The organism is Paraphotobacterium marinum, from assembly GCF_002216855.1.
GTDB classification, from domain to species: Bacteria; Pseudomonadota; Gammaproteobacteria; order Enterobacterales; family Vibrionaceae; genus Paraphotobacterium; species Paraphotobacterium marinum.
Map to the genome: position 1 here is coordinate 477,527 of NZ_CP022356.1, position 16,410 is coordinate 493,936.

The 16,410-nt window shown below is 30.4% G+C and carries 13 protein-coding genes; 9 read left to right on the plus strand and 4 right to left on the minus strand.

All coding sequences use genetic code 11. From position 1 onward, the window contains the following. Nucleotides 1-16: 16 nt before the first annotated feature. Entirely contained in the window at nt 17-595 is a 579-nt protein-coding gene (locus CF386_RS09345; RefSeq protein WP_089074173.1) for a TetR/AcrR family transcriptional regulator, read from the minus strand. Between the two features lie 182 nt (nt 596-777). Between CF386_RS09345 and CF386_RS09350 the strand changes: the two genes are divergently transcribed. Next, a complete protein-coding gene (locus tag CF386_RS09350; RefSeq protein ID WP_089074174.1) occupies nt 778-1,248 on the plus strand; it encodes a nuclear transport factor 2 family protein in 471 nt (156 codons plus the stop codon). A 551-nt stretch (nt 1,249-1,799) separates the two neighbouring features. Here CF386_RS09350 and CF386_RS09360 read toward each other — a convergent pair. Then, nucleotides 1,800-3,164: an MATE family efflux transporter gene (locus CF386_RS09360; protein WP_089074176.1), complete on the minus strand. Its 1,365-nt coding sequence runs from the start codon at nt 3,162-3,164 to the stop codon at nt 1,800-1,802. A 411-nt stretch (nt 3,165-3,575) separates the two neighbouring features. Further along, a complete protein-coding gene (locus tag CF386_RS09365) occupies nt 3,576-4,052 on the minus strand; it encodes a GNAT family N-acetyltransferase (protein ID WP_089074177.1) in 477 nt (158 codons plus the stop codon). A gap of 351 nt (nt 4,053-4,403) precedes the next feature. Here CF386_RS09365 and CF386_RS09370 point away from each other — a divergent pair, with 351 nt between their 5' ends. The 6 genes from CF386_RS09370 (at nt 4,404) to CF386_RS09390 (ending at nt 11,825) form a co-directional block, all read left to right on the plus strand. Beyond that, a complete protein-coding gene (locus CF386_RS09370) occupies nt 4,404-5,921 on the plus strand; it encodes an SGNH/GDSL hydrolase family protein (RefSeq protein WP_089074178.1) in 1,518 nt (505 codons plus the stop codon). A gap of 107 nt (nt 5,922-6,028) precedes the next feature. Beyond that, nucleotides 6,029-6,457 (plus strand): hypothetical protein, encoded by a 429-nt coding sequence (locus CF386_RS09375; protein ID WP_089074179.1) that lies wholly within the window; start codon nt 6,029-6,031, stop codon nt 6,455-6,457. Between the two features lie 161 nt (nt 6,458-6,618). Next, nucleotides 6,619-7,251: an HAD-IA family hydrolase gene (locus CF386_RS09380; protein WP_158522372.1), complete on the plus strand. Its 633-nt coding sequence runs from the start codon at nt 6,619-6,621 to the stop codon at nt 7,249-7,251. Nucleotides 7,252-7,611: 360 nt separating this feature from the next. Then, complete coding sequence (locus CF386_RS12700; RefSeq protein ID WP_145955044.1) at nt 7,612-7,911, plus strand: hypothetical protein; 300 nt, start codon at nt 7,612-7,614, stop codon at nt 7,909-7,911. Between the two features lie 182 nt (nt 7,912-8,093). Continuing rightward, nucleotides 8,094-10,997 (plus strand): hypothetical protein, encoded by a 2,904-nt coding sequence (locus CF386_RS09385; RefSeq protein ID WP_089074181.1) that lies wholly within the window; start codon nt 8,094-8,096, stop codon nt 10,995-10,997. Nucleotides 10,998-11,522: 525 nt separating this feature from the next. Further along, entirely contained in the window at nt 11,523-11,825 is a 303-nt protein-coding gene (locus tag CF386_RS09390) for a hypothetical protein (protein ID WP_089074182.1), read from the plus strand. A 484-nt stretch (nt 11,826-12,309) separates the two neighbouring features. Here CF386_RS09390 and CF386_RS09395 read toward each other — a convergent pair whose 3' ends face one another. Further along, a complete protein-coding gene (locus tag CF386_RS09395; protein WP_089074183.1) occupies nt 12,310-13,524 on the minus strand; it encodes an MFS transporter in 1,215 nt (404 codons plus the stop codon). Nucleotides 13,525-14,112: 588 nt separating this feature from the next. Between CF386_RS09395 and CF386_RS09400 the strand changes: the two genes are divergently transcribed. Both CF386_RS09400 and cfa read left to right on the plus strand, forming a co-directional pair. Beyond that, nucleotides 14,113-14,388, plus strand: a complete 276-nt coding sequence (locus CF386_RS09400) for a hypothetical protein (RefSeq protein WP_089074184.1) — start codon at nt 14,113-14,115, stop codon at nt 14,386-14,388. 374 nt (nt 14,389-14,762) lie between these two features. Then, nucleotides 14,763-15,887 carry a cyclopropane fatty acyl phospholipid synthase gene (gene cfa / locus CF386_RS09405; protein ID WP_089074185.1) on the plus strand — a complete coding sequence of 375 codons (1,125 nt, stop codon included), beginning with the start codon at nt 14,763-14,765 and terminating at the stop codon, nt 15,885-15,887. Nucleotides 15,888-16,410: the final 523 nt, after the last annotated feature.

Sequence of the window (16,410 nt, forward strand, 5' to 3'; positions counted from 1 at the left end):
GAATATTACTCATTCACTAAAGTAAATTCTTGTTAATATTACTTTCAATAAGAATCATTGCGATTTCTTTAGCCTTAAGGGCTGCTTGTTTATCTCCGCATACATGTGCTTGGACGGTAGCTCCCTCGATAAGCAGATTTAATTGTGCTGAAAGTTTATCCGGTTTTTGGGCGCAAGATTTTTTAGCAAGCGACTTAATATAGCTATGCATTAATCGTTTATGCTCAGAACAGGCAGTATGATATGGTCCATACTCGTATTTGAGTTCTGCTACAGCATTAACAAATATACAACCAGTAAAATCTTTATCATTAAACCATTCATTTAGTGCATCAAAGATGGCTACTAATTGCTCTCTCCCCGTGGTTCCAAAGCGTTCAACTGCCCGTATAAAATTATGTCTAAATTGCTCATCCTGTCTAAGCAATACCGCTAAAATTAATTCATCTTTAGATTTAAAGTGATTATACAACGTTTTCTTGGATACATTTGCCGTTTTACGTATTTCTTCAATACCTGTAGCATTAAAACCATTTTTGTAAAATAATTTAAGCGCAGTAGTTATGATCTGCTCTCGTTTAGAAGCTTGCGCCATGAATCCCCCTCTTTACACATGCCTAAAATTTTACAACATAACCGGAAAAACATCTATATATACTAATTCCAATTAGGAATAATTAACTTAGACTTTTATCAAATAAAAATAAATTCTGATTGACAAAGTAAACCGATCGGTTTACTTTTGTTATCTAATCATTCAGTAAAATGGAGTAACCCATGACAGAAAAAAGATATCCTTTGCCACCATATACCGAAGAAACAGCCAGAGAAAAAGTTCGAATTGCAGAAGATGGCTGGAATAGCCGTGATGCAGCTAAAGTTTCTTTATCATATTCATTAGATACAAAATGGCGAAATCGTATATGCTTTCTTCATGGTCGTGAAGAGGCTCAAACTTTTTTAAAAGAAAAATGGTCAAAAGAGTTAGAATATCGCCTAATTAAAGAGCTTTTTGCCTTCCAAGGCAACCGTATTTCCGTTCGCTATGCTTATGAATACCGGGATAAGAATGGGAACTGGTACCGTGCTTATGGGAATGAAAACTGGGTTTTCAATGAAGATGGTCTCATGATAGAGCGACATGCCAGTATTAATGATATGCCCATTAAGGAATCTGAACGAAAATTTCATTGGACTCAAGGTCGTAGGCCTGATAATCATCCCAGTTTAAGTGAGTTAAAGCTTTAAAACATGGTTTGCTAATCTTTTCCATTAATTAGATTCTGCACTCCAACTTTTTTTAAAACCCTCAGAAGAACTATGTAATTTGAGGGGCCCTAGATAAGGTAAAATCTTGTATTATATTGTTATAAACATAGCAAAATCATCAAGTTTATAGCAAGCTAACTAGGGCGTATCATCAGGATGATATCTGTTGCAAAATCTAATCCTTAAAAGTTGATTGTCATTTTGTTGATACTCCTTTTATAGCATTATCAACCTTTCTATTGATTTCATAGACTTATGCGTCAGAAGCGTACACTTTGAGGAGGGGGAATATTGAACAACTTTTAAATTTCTCTTTTGTATTTAAAATGGTAATTATCGTGAGTAGACATAATCCAATTAATCCATACAATTTTTTATTATCAGGAATATTAGTAGAACCCCTTCCAAATTGACTCTTTTTACAATTTTTATCGTTTATAAAAGGTATAATTAATATAACGTGTGCCATGATATAATCCCTTTTTATTAAATAGCGACACATAATACCAAGTTTTATAAATCAATATAGTTTAGAAACAAATATTAATATACTGCTGTTTAAATCTCATATTCATCAAAAAAGCACCAAGAATGGTCACAATTATATTAGCAACAACAAATCCAGTGACACCGTAACCCAAATTATAAGATAAAATATAACAGCATGGTAACTGTATGAAATATGCCAATAAAACTTGGATATACATGGGAGACTTCACATCAAACATACCCCTCAAACACCCCATATTTGTCCAAAGATAAATATCAAAAATCAATTTTATTCCAATTAGAGACAGCATTAATTTGGTAATCCAAATTTCATGCTCTGTTAAAATCGACTCTGAACCAATATAAGAGCGGACCAAAAAATTAGAGCTAGACAGCAAAACAGCACAAATAAATATAAATTGAATATAACCAATCAATAAAAGATTTTTTCTATGAATCGATATTTTTGATTTATCTAACTCACCATAACCTTGTCCTGCCAATATTGCGCCTGCTGACATTAAAACGCTAAAGGGTGTCGTAAAAATATTTGCATACTGATTTATAACTTGTTGCATGGTTAACTCATGAACACCTGACCAACCAATGATCACAATGATAAATGAGTAAACCAAAATGACAGAGCTTGATTCAATTGCTGAAGGAATACCTAATTTAAATAACTGTAAAAGAGTTCCTAATTTTATTAAACTTGAATACGATGAAATTTGAGTGGATTTTAAAAACTTAAAGTAACAAAAAGTTATGTAAAATAAAACAGCAATCAAATCCGTCAAAATCCATGTATACACCAGCCCATTTAAACCAAACCCTTTAAAATCGGCAAATCCATGAATCATAAAATAACAAAGAAAAACTTGGATTGAAAACTTAAAAATAGTGATATTGACCGTTATTTTTTGGTAATTTTGTGCCAGCAAAAACTGAGAAAAAGTGAAAGACAAAATAGCCAATGGAAAATCAATAATTGAAATAAAGAGGACTTGGTATGCATATGAGACCACCTCTTTAGGTTGTCCTAAAGATAAGAAAATGGAATCAGAGTAATAAATGATGAAACAAGGAATCAATACAACTGGTATTGTATAGACAAGACTATTTATCAATATTTCAATACTTTTAAATGGGTTCTTTTCTCCAAAAGACTTAGCTGATAATAAAGTCACTGAATTAAGTAAACCAAAACAAACCACATATGTAGTTGCCAAACTAGATTCAATTAGCCCACTTGCTGCAATGGCATTCTCATTTAATTTTGAAATATATAAAACAGAAATAATATATCCCAAAAGACTTAAGAAACTTGTCACTAAACAGCTAGAGTATACTTTTAAGGTATTTTTAAATAATGGGAACGTTAAAAGTTGGATATTTGCAGATTTCATTAACGACCTTCATGTATTAGATTTACCCAAAAACTTAAAATCGCACACTTGTTTTTTTGGTCAAAGTGACAGATAGTAAATGAGATAAGATAAAAATTAGAATTAAAAAAGAAATGATTATTTTATATACTTTCTTTAAATTGTAAATAGATTTTTTCAAATAAAATGAATATAATTTCAAAAAAATAAAGCTTACTCATTCATAGATAACCCTATGTTTTAATTAATTTTTTTTCATGTAATCATTTTGAAAGATTTATTTCACGGAATGTAGAAGTTATTGTAGATATATTCCCCAATCAATTTATCCTCGCAAAACAGTTCATCAAGACCTGGAGAAATGTGTTTGACGTGCTTCTCTAGAACATTTCGAACGGATTAGCAAAAGTACCTTGAAGGCTTAAGGGTTTGTTATAACCGTTTTTCCATGCGTAAAAGACCCCAAATCTCACCGTCGAAAGAACGAGAGCCACTTTCACTCGATGTCACCGTAAAACCTAAAGACTCATAGCAGTTTCTCGCAACTAAGTTTCGTTCAAATACGGCCAATGATAGTAAGCTGGCGCTGTATTTTTCTTTTGCTAGCTCGACTAACTTATGAAGCATGAGCTTTGAGGCGCCATTCCCACGAAAGCTGTCCGAAATAAATACGCGGCAAATTCTAAAATGTGACGCTGAAACTCTAAATAGTTCAACATAGCCAGCACTCTTACCTGATATAACGAAGATAAAAGGAAACACTTTCGTTTGAGAACAGTGTTTAGAAATTTGCACTGAATCCAATGGAAACTCAAAGGTTGGACCACCCCATTGATAATTCAATTTTTCTGAGTCGATCCACTCGATAAGCACGTCATGGTCTTCTTTTTTAAATGCTCTCAGTTCCATTTTACCTCTATGGTTATAAGTCTTTATCAGCTGATTTCATCTGCCTTTCATAGTGCGATTATGCTCCTTTTAAACTTTTAATCAAGCGGTTAACGAACGTTAACAGAGATTTAATCGAATGATGCTTATCACAATTAGTTAGTACATGTGAGAAAAATGAAACAGCATGGTTGGACAGTATCCAAATATGACAAACTTACAGCCAAAGTTAGCGCTCTCTTTGTAAAGAATGCTTTTGTCTTAGCCATTCAGAAAATTATATAAATATTAATCTAAGTTTAAAAACTTATTGAACAGTGTTTTATATTTGTGTACTATTGTTTTGAAATTTAAAAAGGAATTCAAATAAAAATGAAAAATAATATAATTAAATGGTCACTTTCCACATGTATGCTCTTACAAATACCAGCTTACGCGAACAATTTTAATCACCCTACTGCTGATGTAGAGCCTATTTCCCATAATAATATTCAGTTGTCTCTAGATAGTTTAACACCTCAAATGCACCAAGCATTAGACCAAAATCAAGGTAATTATACACTAGCAACTTATACGCAATTTAAAACTTCCTCCAACCCAAAATTAAACTCCATTATGTTTGGGAAAGTACAAAACTCAAAAGTTGATTCGAATACTCATATTGGATCTGTAAAAGAGTTATCAATCAAAATAGAAAATAATGTTTCTAATTATGGTTGCAAAGATTTTAATTTATCAATACAAGAACAAAACTACAAAGAAGAACATAATCAAAATATATTTAAAATCACTTGTAGAGAATTTAAGGATGATAATACAAAGTTAACTCTTATCCCTTCAAATCAACCAAAAGTTAATCATTTATTATACTCCATTCAATTTGAACCTCGATCTTCAGATGATTTCAATAAAAATTTTAACATTAACGTATCTCCAAAAAATGAAAACTTATCCATTCCAAATTTATTCATTCAAGATGCGATTCATACAAAGGAAGCTCCCGATGTAATTATTTTTGGTGATAGTTTGAGTGATGGCGGAGTCAGAGATAAACTAATTAACTATAACAATATTAATCCAGATTCCAAAAATAAAGTATATAGTCAGACAATTACCTCAAAATACACCACTTATGGCCATGCAGTCTGGCCTGAATATTTAGGTGAATTTTTAGGTATGCCTATTAAGGCTAATAACAAAAATATGCTCAGTCTAAACAGTAGTGCTGATGGGAAAGAAGAAATCATACATAATAACTCTAAGGGAAGCGAGGATACCAATTTATCATCGTATGTTTTAAATGGTACAAATTATGCTCAAGGCTCTGCCACCACAAGCTGTAAAAGTAATGGTTCTGATGATTATAAAAATTATCTTGCCAAACCGATCGGGCCCTCTCATTATGAACAACCTTTAAAAAACTCTCTCATTTGGGCACATGATTTTAAGTATATTAACTTTTTAGACATTCAAAGATATTGGAAAAATGACTGCCAAGTCTTTAACAACGACAACTCTTCAATGCCTGACGATCAGATTGATGACTATTTCTCAACTTTACAAAACAATCAAAATTTAGACAAGAAAGTCTTTGTTTTATATGGTGGCAGTAATGACTTTTTATCTACCTTAGCAACCGATACATCTCGAAATGCTATAAAATCTATCTATCTCTATCATTTACCAAAATTAATAAATAACTTAAAGGATTCAGCAGAACCTGGGAAAGTCATTTTAGAGCCACTCATTGAATTTGTTAATTTGAAAGCAAAAATGGCAGCATACGATCAAATAAAAAATATTGAGAGCATCAGAAGTCATGACTCTAATAATCAAATTTTAGTTATTGGCATACCTCCATTTAACCCTAATAACGTAAAAAAATTGTAACAGGTAACTTAATTAATATTTTTTGTCACAGTCAGGCTGTTCCAGAAAATTTAATCAAAACCAACCCATTTTTAGAGAATTTATGTCAAGTTCATGAAAATTTTGGTGTGGCACAAAAATCGAGTAATATCCAATATCTATCAGACATGATTTTAAATGCAGAAAATCAATATAATCAACAGTTACAACAAAAGATCTATGTTTTACATGATAATGGGGATAATAATATTACTTATGTGAACGATTTTATCAATCTTTATAAAAATGCTTTTAGTAATGACAAGCAAAGTTTTAATAACGTCGTGACAGGAACTCAAATTCATTTTAACCCCAAAAACACACAATCATTTCTGAACATGGTTGATTTTTATAGCGGTAAACCAGGTTCTGGTTTGTGGTATTTAAAAAATGATGCACTCGATCAAATAAAAAATAATACCCATGGTCAATTTTTTGATTATGGTTTAGGGCATCCAACAACAGAAGTTCACTGGTTAGAAGCTGCAATGATTTATAATTATATACAAACTTCGTAGTATAAATTTTAAGTTTAAAACAATATAATTTGAGGAATTTTTAAAAAAATCATTGTAATAAAGATGAGCACACATATTTTATAAGATAAGGTATGTGTGCAAGTCGTTTTAGATATGCTATAAATTAAAATTATATAATCTTATTTCTCAAAGTTATGAACATGGACATACAAGCACTTTTATTTGATATGGATGGAACTCTAGTTAATTCAAGTTCATCGATAGAGCAAACTTGGATAAAATGGGCTGCATTACATGATATTGAACCTAGTCATATTTTAAAAAATATTCATGGTCTTTCTGTAAATGAAGTGATCCAATCTGTAGCTCCGCATTTAAATGTCCAAAATGAATATGAACTCTTACTTGAAATTGAACAAAATTCAGATCATAGCTATGCTGAAATACCTGGCGCGAAATTATTTTTAGAAAAATTGATACCTTCAAAGTGGGGAGTCGTGACTATGGCAAGAAAAAATCATGCTCTCAAAATATTTGAAGCTTTAAGTTTACCCATACCTGAAATTTTCATTACTGCTGACGAGGTCACCCATTCAAAGCCCCACCCTGAGCCATACCAAACTGCTGCTAAAAACATGAATCTTTTCCCTCAAGATATATTGGTTTTCGAAGATTCTATCGCAGGAATGACTAGTGCTTTCCATGCAAGGATGAATGTTGCACAAATTACTTTTTTATCTCACATACCTAACAATCAAGATGCAACCTATCATTTTAAAGATTGGCATGAAGTGAACTCTTCGGGAATATTTAAACCATTTTACAATTATTAATACAAACAATAATTAGCCATATCTATTACATCGAATTAAAACTTAATGCTACCCAATTTCTGTTAGTTATAGTGATTAATATAAGCTTCATCTGTATTCAAAATACCACCACATTAAGCACTTTAATAAAACTAGAAATGTATATTTGAAAAGGCTTTGAGAACTTTTCTAGAAAAATAGTAAAATTCACTAATTTTCTGTAAAAACTAATATTTAAAGTACCATTTTCCAGAATATTAAACAACCTAAAATACCCTGTCATTTTACAAATTTTATGTGGTTAATTTAATATGTATTAGTATTTGCTCTCATTATACTATCAACATAAATAAGGTTATATTTTTTTCGTTTCCCCTCTTTATGTATTCCTCACAATTATTTGTATTTAAATACTTTGATGATTCAACGATTCAACGATTCAACGATTCAACAATTCAACAATTCAACAATTCAACAATTCAACAATTCAACAATTCAACAATTCAACAATTCAACAATTCAACAATTCAACAATTCAACAATTCAACAATTCAACAATTCAACAATTCAACAATTCAACAATTCAACAATTCATCAATTCATCAATTCATCAATTCATCAATTCATCAATTCATCAATTCATCAATTCATCAATTCATCAATTCATCAATTCATCAATAAGATTTAACATTTTCTGAATGATTTCAAGTAACTTAGACCTTTTGTCCAGACTTTTGTCCGGACTTTTGTCCAGACTTTTGCCCTTTTATAAAAAATTTGTTGTTGTTATTCTGTTAATCATAAAAATTACAAGAAAGTTCAAAATTTAAATACTAGAAGTCATTTTATTATTAGGGATAAAGATGAAAAAATATACATTAACTAAAAATTTGCTTAGTGTAATGATCTTTGGGATCAGCATAAATACTTATGCAAATCATATTGATACAGAAAGCAACTGGTCAAAGGACAATGAAATATGGATTGATAATTCGTTTAACATAGGTTTAGATAATAGAACAAAAGAACATGTAGGAAACTCAAAAAATATATTTAAAATTGGTTTTGTGTTGGACCAAGATGTTCAATATTTCTCAAACTTTTATCGAGCATCAGCCCATCAAGGCAATAATGCATTTGATCATGCCAAATGGAAAGATAATGATTATAAACAAACCCTAGATGGTGGTTTTACTACTCAAGAATTATACCAGTTTGTTATTTTATCTAACTCAGATGTTAAGCTCAATAAATTGAAACTCTATTCAGACACTAATGTTTATGATTCTCCGGTTAATCACTGGGAAGGAAAAGATTATAGAGATACATGGCATAACCCAGATGATCACATGAAGCTACAACCAATTGATCACTACACCTATAAATGTATGAAAGTATTCAGTGAGGGTGATGATTCACACGCTGGAGCAGTTTTGACCACTCCTATTGTACAAGGAGCTATTGATCTTTCTCAATTACCATACAATACTTTAACCAATAAAAATCGACCTGGTCATAAAGATAAAGATACGCTTCATTTAACTATGGTTCCGTTTAACGATGAGAATTATGATGATAAATGTGTTCCATCATCTTCTGACAATTATGATTCAACGGATGTCTTATCAGTTTTTGTGACCATTAAACCTACTAACTATTTTGATACCGAAGATTCTGATGATCCAAATACATGTGTAATTGGTGGTAATCGAATTCGTGCCCACACAGTAATTAATGGCATTAATCCAGATTATGGTGATAGATTTACCATTCAAACAACCACTACATCTGGTAAACAACCAGTTAAACAAGATTTAGTTGATAATAATTATAAGATTAAGATCCAAAACACACAAGGTGTGTTTAGTTCTGGATGTGAAGGTGTTGAAATTCCTCACTGGGAAACCACAGAAGGAGGCATTCGTTATGTCGGTCCTTTCACTCATCTTTTAGAAAATAGAGGCAATAACTTTAAAATTAGAATTAAAGCCAATACTGTTATAGAAAACTTTCCTATTAATAACGGCAGAACAAAATTAGAATTTGATCAACGCTATCAAACTAAAGATGACCTTAAGGATTGTCAAACAGCACTCGATCAACTTACACATAGCAATCAAACACCTATTTCTACACTTTTTCAGAACAGCAGAGTAAAAGATGAAGGTAACGATAAAGCATATCATGCATATAACGATTACTTTAATCAAGTTGAGAGTCAATGTTTTTGGAAATTAAATTGGAAACAAATAAATTATTCCACCAAAAAAAATGAGACGGTATACAGAAATCAAAAAGGAACAACTATTGAACCAACTTCAGCTCCAATTACGGTAGATGGTTTCGGTGTTCTTGAGGGCAACGGTCCAAAAGGCTCTATTGACTCCATGCCGAGGAAATCAAATGGATATGTCGCGCATGATGATGAAAAATATAATAGATTTTATTTGAGTTCAGGACCTTGTAACTTTGCTCAAGCCATCAGATACAGTGATACGACTGGGACTAAGACTTATGATGATAAGAAATGGGAGGATATGGAAGGTGATTTTTGGAATACTTGCGATACTCCATGGGATGTAGCGAAAGAGGCAGAATGGAAAGTTCAAGCAGGGACACTAGCCTTTGCAACAAAAACAACACCTGTAACCAGAAAATATAGTATTGATGTAAGTGGTATCACTGTATCATTTGGGGATTTAAGAAAAACAGGAAACGTCGAATTAAACTCTATAAATAGTATTAATGATACTTATATACCAAATGATTGGGAGTTTGTCTCTACACAAGCATTTAATGATATGTCAAAAGAAATTAATCAACCAGTAAAACTATATGATTTTAAAAACATAAATTTTAGTGAAAGAGCAGATGGTCCTGCAATTACAGCGGATCATTCTTATGCTGGAGAATTATATATTGTTGCAGGTGATGATTCTATAAAGCCTATGGCAAATGATCAAATTTTTGAAAACTCTACTGTTCTTCAAGGGAACTCTGGAAGCGCAATAATGTTGGGTCAATATGGTAATAACCGTGGTTTAAATCATGTTTTAGTTCAAAATATTATCATTCCTAGAATTGAGCAATTTCAAAATGATGAAGTTCAAAATCTTGACCCCTGGAATAGAAGAATGTCTGTTATTGGTACGCGATGGGGTAATGATGGAGACCAATATTTCAGCCCAGGGCCTGAACTAACTAAACATAATGAAAAACCATATGTAGATTCAAAAATAATCAATGATATTCATTCTAAATGGGGTGATTACAAAAATCATTATACAGATATTCTGGTTAAAAATGTTACAGTTGAAAGACTTGGGGATGATAATGTACCATCCAAAAATACTGCATACATGGATTATGAGGATTTAAACAATATTTATCGATTTGTTTCTTTAGACCAAGAGGAGTCTTCAATGCCTACAACGCTTTTTGAAGGGATCAAATTTGAGAATGTTACCTCTAATGTTATCCCTGAAAGTGAATTAAGGGATCATCATTATAATTTTGTTCAAGATGTTCCACCGTATGAAATTATTGATCAAGCTCATGATAATTGGTTATCTAAATGGCTATATATAGATTTGACTGGTTTAAAGTATAAAGTTTTATCAACAAATAGCTCTCTAACATATAGGAAAGTATGCTCAGGTTACAAAAATAATTGCCCTAATCAATTTTATAACCTTAACGATGGAGATGAAAATGGTAATGGAAAATTAGGAGAAAATGACTTCAATTATGGTGTTAAGACACAGTAATTAATTTAAGTTAATTTAGCTCAATAATATCTTAAAAAAAACCAAATTGTACCTGCAATGTTTGAACATTGTGGGTTTATTTTAATCTAAAACACTCTTGAGCATTCCCTTTTTATTGAAACTTCTATTCTTATTTTTTTGTCTTCAACTAAATTAATTTTATTTAAAATTAATTTGAACTATTTTGAAAAGTAAGACTCTATATAAGTGTTAGAATTTTTTTCATTTTTCCTTGTTTATTTATATTCATTTTTTGAAGCCCTCACATTGTTGAGGGTTCTTTTATGGAAGTTAATTAATCGAATGAATATTATCTCTTCTTAACATATGTAATTCTTATTTAAGCTTTTGATTATCTCGCTCCAAATCTTTAATCTTTTCCATTGCTTTATTCAAACTATCCATCAATAAGATGTTTTCCAGAAATTAAATTGTAGAGTAAGATGCTTAACACAACAATAATGTGGAGTTATCAAAATTATATTAATTATGTTAAGATTAATTTTTTTCAAAGAGAATTAATTTATGGATCATAAAGATATAGAACTTCAACTAACTCTTGATTTAGTTAAACAATTTAATAAAGTTTCTGAGACTTCTATTTTAAAGACTCCAGATATTCTAATAGATTCTATTATCTCAGCTAAAATTATTTCAAATGTCATTAACACATGCCAGAATATTGACTTAAAGAAATTACAAACTCTGAGAGATAAAATTAAAAGTAATAATATCGAGCCTCATAATCTTGAGGAATTTGTGAAAACCGAATTAAATAACCTATCAAACGATGTCAGTATTGACGAGTTGAGAAATAGTATAATTTAATTTCAGATTATCCAAGTTATCATTTAGTTAGAGAACTAATTTTAATTTAAAACTACCCTGTCTAATATGTAGCTGCACATAAGTTCATATTTATGTTACATGATGCGCAGTTACATTAATACTCTATGTCAATAAAACACAGTTACATCTTCAAAAACCTATTCAATCGTTTATGGTGGGTAAAAATTTATGAATTAGATTTACAATTAAGATGTACATTTAATTATATTTAACAAAAGGTAATACAGTCTTAATTAATAGCTTTGTTATTTACCATCACTAATAAGAAAAAGTCTATAACTTAATTTTTATTACAAAATTATCTTAATCATTTTTAATTATGAGTGTACTTATGTACACGTCTTTTACCTCATCCCCCGTATAATCTAGCTCTCAGTTTTTAAATTAGAAATTTTCCTGAACTAAATCTACTACTATTATTATAGTTATGATTGAAATCTTGGAGTTCAATTCTAGTTATGTATTAAGATGTATGGGTGTTTCCTGTTAAAATAACAATTAAAAAACCGACCAATGCAATGCTTGCTTCCAAAAAATACAAGACCTGAATATTAATGCTAGATCCTTCAAATGTAACAAACAGGTATAATATCAGAATACCAACACCTGATAAGCTATTGAAAGTTGATTGAACTCTTCCTTGGTAATTAATGTCTGTATGAGTTTGTGCTTGTGCTATAGCTAAAGCCCAACTGGATAAGCAAAATCCAATAATGAAATATGCCATTAAGTTAATAACTAATCCAAGATTTACAGCAATACATAACAAACCAATAGACATTATAAACAACAATAAAGCAATGGTTTTCCTGAACTTAATCTGATCACACAGAATTGGGGAAAAGAAACAACCAATAAATACCCCCAAAGAATAAATGGCTTCAAATAAAGCAAATATCTTACTACTTTCATTTAAAACTTGATTTATATAAGGCACCAATAATATGGGAATGGTCATTAATAATATCATTATAAAAGTTTGAACCAGATAAATAGTTATTAGCCCATTTTTATTATAGACATATCTTATAGACTCTATATATTCCTGAATAAATGACAATGCTTTTTGAGTACAAGTCTGCTTTTTATGTTGATATTTCATTATCACATTAAAATATCCAGACAAAATAAATAGAACACCTCCAATAAACAAAGTCCAAAGACTCCCTAAATAATAAATTAAGGCGCCACTAATGCCCATACCAATGATTGTACCAACCTCATAGAGCATGTCTATTGTTGCATTAGCCTTTGGTAACTCATCTTTTTTCACAATGGTAGTTATGATAGGAATGGCTGCCGGCATGTAAAATGAGACAAAAACACCCAAAATTGCCGCAAGCAAGAAAATATTGCTGTGTAAATTAGAGAGCTCAAACAACACAAAGGTGCATATTGATATACCTCTTACCATATTAGACATTATTAGTATTGTCTTTCGGTTATATCTGTCGGCACAAACACCAAAGAGTGGTCCAAATAATATGCTAGGAGCCCATATGCAAAACATAAGCAAAGCTACACCGCTTATAGACTGAAAATAATCATATGCATACCATGAAGTTGTAATATATACAAGACCATTTCCAATGGTAGCAATAATTCCGCTTAATGCTAGATAAGCAAATGCTGTATTCTTAAATAGTCGTGCCCTTAAACATAATTCATTGTAAATCATGAAATTCTCCTTGTTCGAAGTTTAATAATTTAATAACTACTTTGCTTGTTTCCTCGCCTTTTTTTCCATTGCTGCCTGCGCTAATTTAATTTGAGATTTCGTCAAAGCAAATTTGCGCCCACTTTTTCTGCCTCTTACCCTTGCAGGCTCAAGACCAGCCTTTGTCCGCTCAATAATGAGAACACGTTAAAAAAATACAAGGAAAGCAATAATGAAAATTAGCTATCATATGAGCACTAAGGTTGTTTTATTCGAATTAAATTAGTATTAAAAAATATTGAGCTATTTGTTCATGTACAAATGATTTTAAAATACTCAAATTTAGAAAAAATTATATCATGGACAAGTACTTAATTTTTGAAACCTTATGTGTTTTTTATAATAACATACTGTTTTTTTTAATAAATTCAAGAGCAACTAACCATATACAAGTTAGTTTTCGTAGATTTAATAAATTAATTCTATAAGATAATATATTTTTTTGATTATCATGTCTGATTCAAACAATCATGTGTCCGTTCCTAATAATACAAAATCAATGTAATGATTTATGATATTTATAGTATTAACTTAAAGGATAAAAATATTATGACGAATAAAGTGATTAAACCTTCGGATGTTTTAGCAGACGCCCAAAATGAAATAACTATAAACAACATAAAAGTACGTAAAGGTACAATAGCTGCACTGATCCAAAACATACAAGTTTTAGAATCTAATACATTAGATGAAATCCAAAAAATCAGTTTACTTGAAGGAATTAATGCATTGATTCCTGCCGTAATGGCCATTGGATTAAATGACTGTGTATCCTGGAAAAATCCTTTGATACAAGACTTGTTCGATCAATATAATCGTAAATAAGTATTATAAAATTGCTTTTATATACTCAAAATTCAGCAATATTTCTTGCATAAATTTAAAGGTAAAATTGAAATTAAGGAAAGAGTTCTGATAATTATTCAATAAGAAAATAAAACAGTTTAAGAAAAAAAAAAATTACAATTTGACTTGAATATTTAATATTGATCCAACTTTTGATGTTTAATTTGTCGAATACCTGATTGCTAATTGAATTTAATCTTAACTTATTATAAATAAAGATCATGTTACATAATTTTTTTTATTTGTTTCCAAGAATCTATTTACAAAAATTTTATTAGTATCTTGATGTAAACTTTTTTAAACATTTATTCAAAATAAAAATATCAGTAAGTTAATTTATAAAGAGGAATTTAATGAATAGTAAAGATATAATTGAAAATCTCTTATTAAAAGCAGACATAAAAATAAATGGGAGCAGACCCTGGGATATAACTGTCCATAATGAAGAAGTCTATGACCATATCTTGCGTTTTGGTTCATTAGGAATAGGTGAAACATATATGGATGGACTTTGGGATTGTGACCAACTTGATGAAATGATAAATAAAGCAATGGTTGCTAATATTCCTGAAAAACTTTCAGGACAAGAAAAGCTCTCTCTTGTACTAAAAAAAGTGCAACAAATTATAAATCCTCAAAAAATATCAAAAGCAAAAAGAGATGTATCCTTTCATTATGACAAAGGTAACCTTCTTTTTGAAAATATGTTAGACAAACATATGACTTATACCTGTGCTTATTGGAAAAATGCGGAGGACTTAGATCAAGCACAAGAAAACAAATTAAATTTAGTCTGTAAAAAACTTAATTTAAAGCCAGGTATGAAGGTTTTAGATATAGGATGTGGATGGGGTTCTTTCATGAAATTTGCATCTGAAAACTATCAAGTTCAATGTGATGGTTTAACATTATCTAAAGAGCAAAAAAATCTAGGCGAAGCTAGATGCAAAGATCTGCCCATCAACTTTATTTTAAATGATTACAGAGAGTTTAATCCAAATAAACAATATGATCGAATAGTATCCATCGGGATGTTAGAGCATGTTGGTCCTAAAAATTATCATGATTTCTTTACATGTGCACACAAACTTATGAAAGATGATGGCGTTTTTTTACTTCATACCATAGGTGGTTTTGCATCAGTACAAGAAACTGATCCCTGGATTAAAAAATACATTTTTCCTAATGGAGTGATACCTTCCCTTTCACAATTAGGATGCTCAATGGAAAAAAAATTTATTGTAGAAGATCTTCATAATATTGGCCCAAATTATGATAAAACACTCATGGCTTGGTACAATAACTTTCACAAAAACTGGAAAATTATATCCGACCATTATGATGAACGTTTTTATCGGATGTGGAAATTTTACTTATTAAGCTGTGCCGGAAGTTTCCGGTCAAGAGTGTTAAATACGTGGCAATTTGCTCTAACTAAAATTGGTACACCTTATCATGAATCAGTTAGAAGTGTTTAGTATGATTGCATTCACAAAATATAATACTCATACTTTAGAAGAAGATATTATTGTCTAAATTTATAATGTTTCATTTTTTTCCTTTGTATTAACCTAGCTTTGCTAGGTTTTTTTTGTAAAAAAAATTGTTTAATCATTTTATGGAGTTCGCATATTTAAGAGAACTTCTACTAATGTTCAGATTAAAGGCAATATATTTGTAAGACATTAGCTATAAAAAGAGATGTTATATTCTTTAATTTTTAAAAAAAATACATTAAAATCAATGATATATAATTAGACTGTAATCATTGTTTAATTATTGTGATCAATATCAATATTAAAACGTTTAATAATTATCTATTATATAAGCATATGGATGATATAGGACACGACTAAAGGATTAGTTAAGACTTGATAAGGATTATTAAGTATTAAGGACTTGGACGAGCTCTGGACGAGAACGAATGTTTATATTCAATATGGATTTTCAGGACGAAAAGACTTTATGGATGAAGTAAAAGAATCAAAGCCCACTTAGGTG

What these genes read in the sequence shown, in the direction of transcription:
- CF386_RS09345 (WP_089074173.1), bottom strand. Translation starts at nt 595, where the DNA reads ATGGCGCAAGCTTCTAAACGAGAGCAGATCATAACTACTGCGCTTAAA.
- CF386_RS09350 (WP_089074174.1), top strand. Translation starts at nt 778, where the DNA reads ATGACAGAAAAAAGATATCCTTTGCCACCATATACCGAAGAAACAGCC.
- CF386_RS09360 (WP_089074176.1), bottom strand. Translation starts at nt 3,164, where the DNA reads ATGAAATCTGCAAATATCCAACTTTTAACGTTCCCATTATTTAAAAAT.
- CF386_RS09365 (WP_089074177.1), bottom strand. Translation starts at nt 4,052, where the DNA reads ATGGAACTGAGAGCATTTAAAAAAGAAGACCATGACGTGCTTATCGAG.
- CF386_RS09370 (WP_089074178.1), top strand. Translation starts at nt 4,404, where the DNA reads ATGAAAAATAATATAATTAAATGGTCACTTTCCACATGTATGCTCTTA.
- CF386_RS09380 (WP_158522372.1), top strand. Translation starts at nt 6,619, where the DNA reads ATGGACATACAAGCACTTTTATTTGATATGGATGGAACTCTAGTTAAT.
- CF386_RS12700 (WP_145955044.1), top strand. Translation starts at nt 7,612, where the DNA reads ATGTATTCCTCACAATTATTTGTATTTAAATACTTTGATGATTCAACG.
- CF386_RS09385 (WP_089074181.1), top strand. Translation starts at nt 8,094, where the DNA reads ATGAAAAAATATACATTAACTAAAAATTTGCTTAGTGTAATGATCTTT.
- CF386_RS09390 (WP_089074182.1), top strand. Translation starts at nt 11,523, where the DNA reads ATGGATCATAAAGATATAGAACTTCAACTAACTCTTGATTTAGTTAAA.
- CF386_RS09395 (WP_089074183.1), bottom strand. Translation starts at nt 13,524, where the DNA reads ATGATTTACAATGAATTATGTTTAAGGGCACGACTATTTAAGAATACA.
- CF386_RS09400 (WP_089074184.1), top strand. Translation starts at nt 14,113, where the DNA reads ATGACGAATAAAGTGATTAAACCTTCGGATGTTTTAGCAGACGCCCAA.
- cfa (WP_089074185.1), top strand. Translation starts at nt 14,763, where the DNA reads ATGAATAGTAAAGATATAATTGAAAATCTCTTATTAAAAGCAGACATA.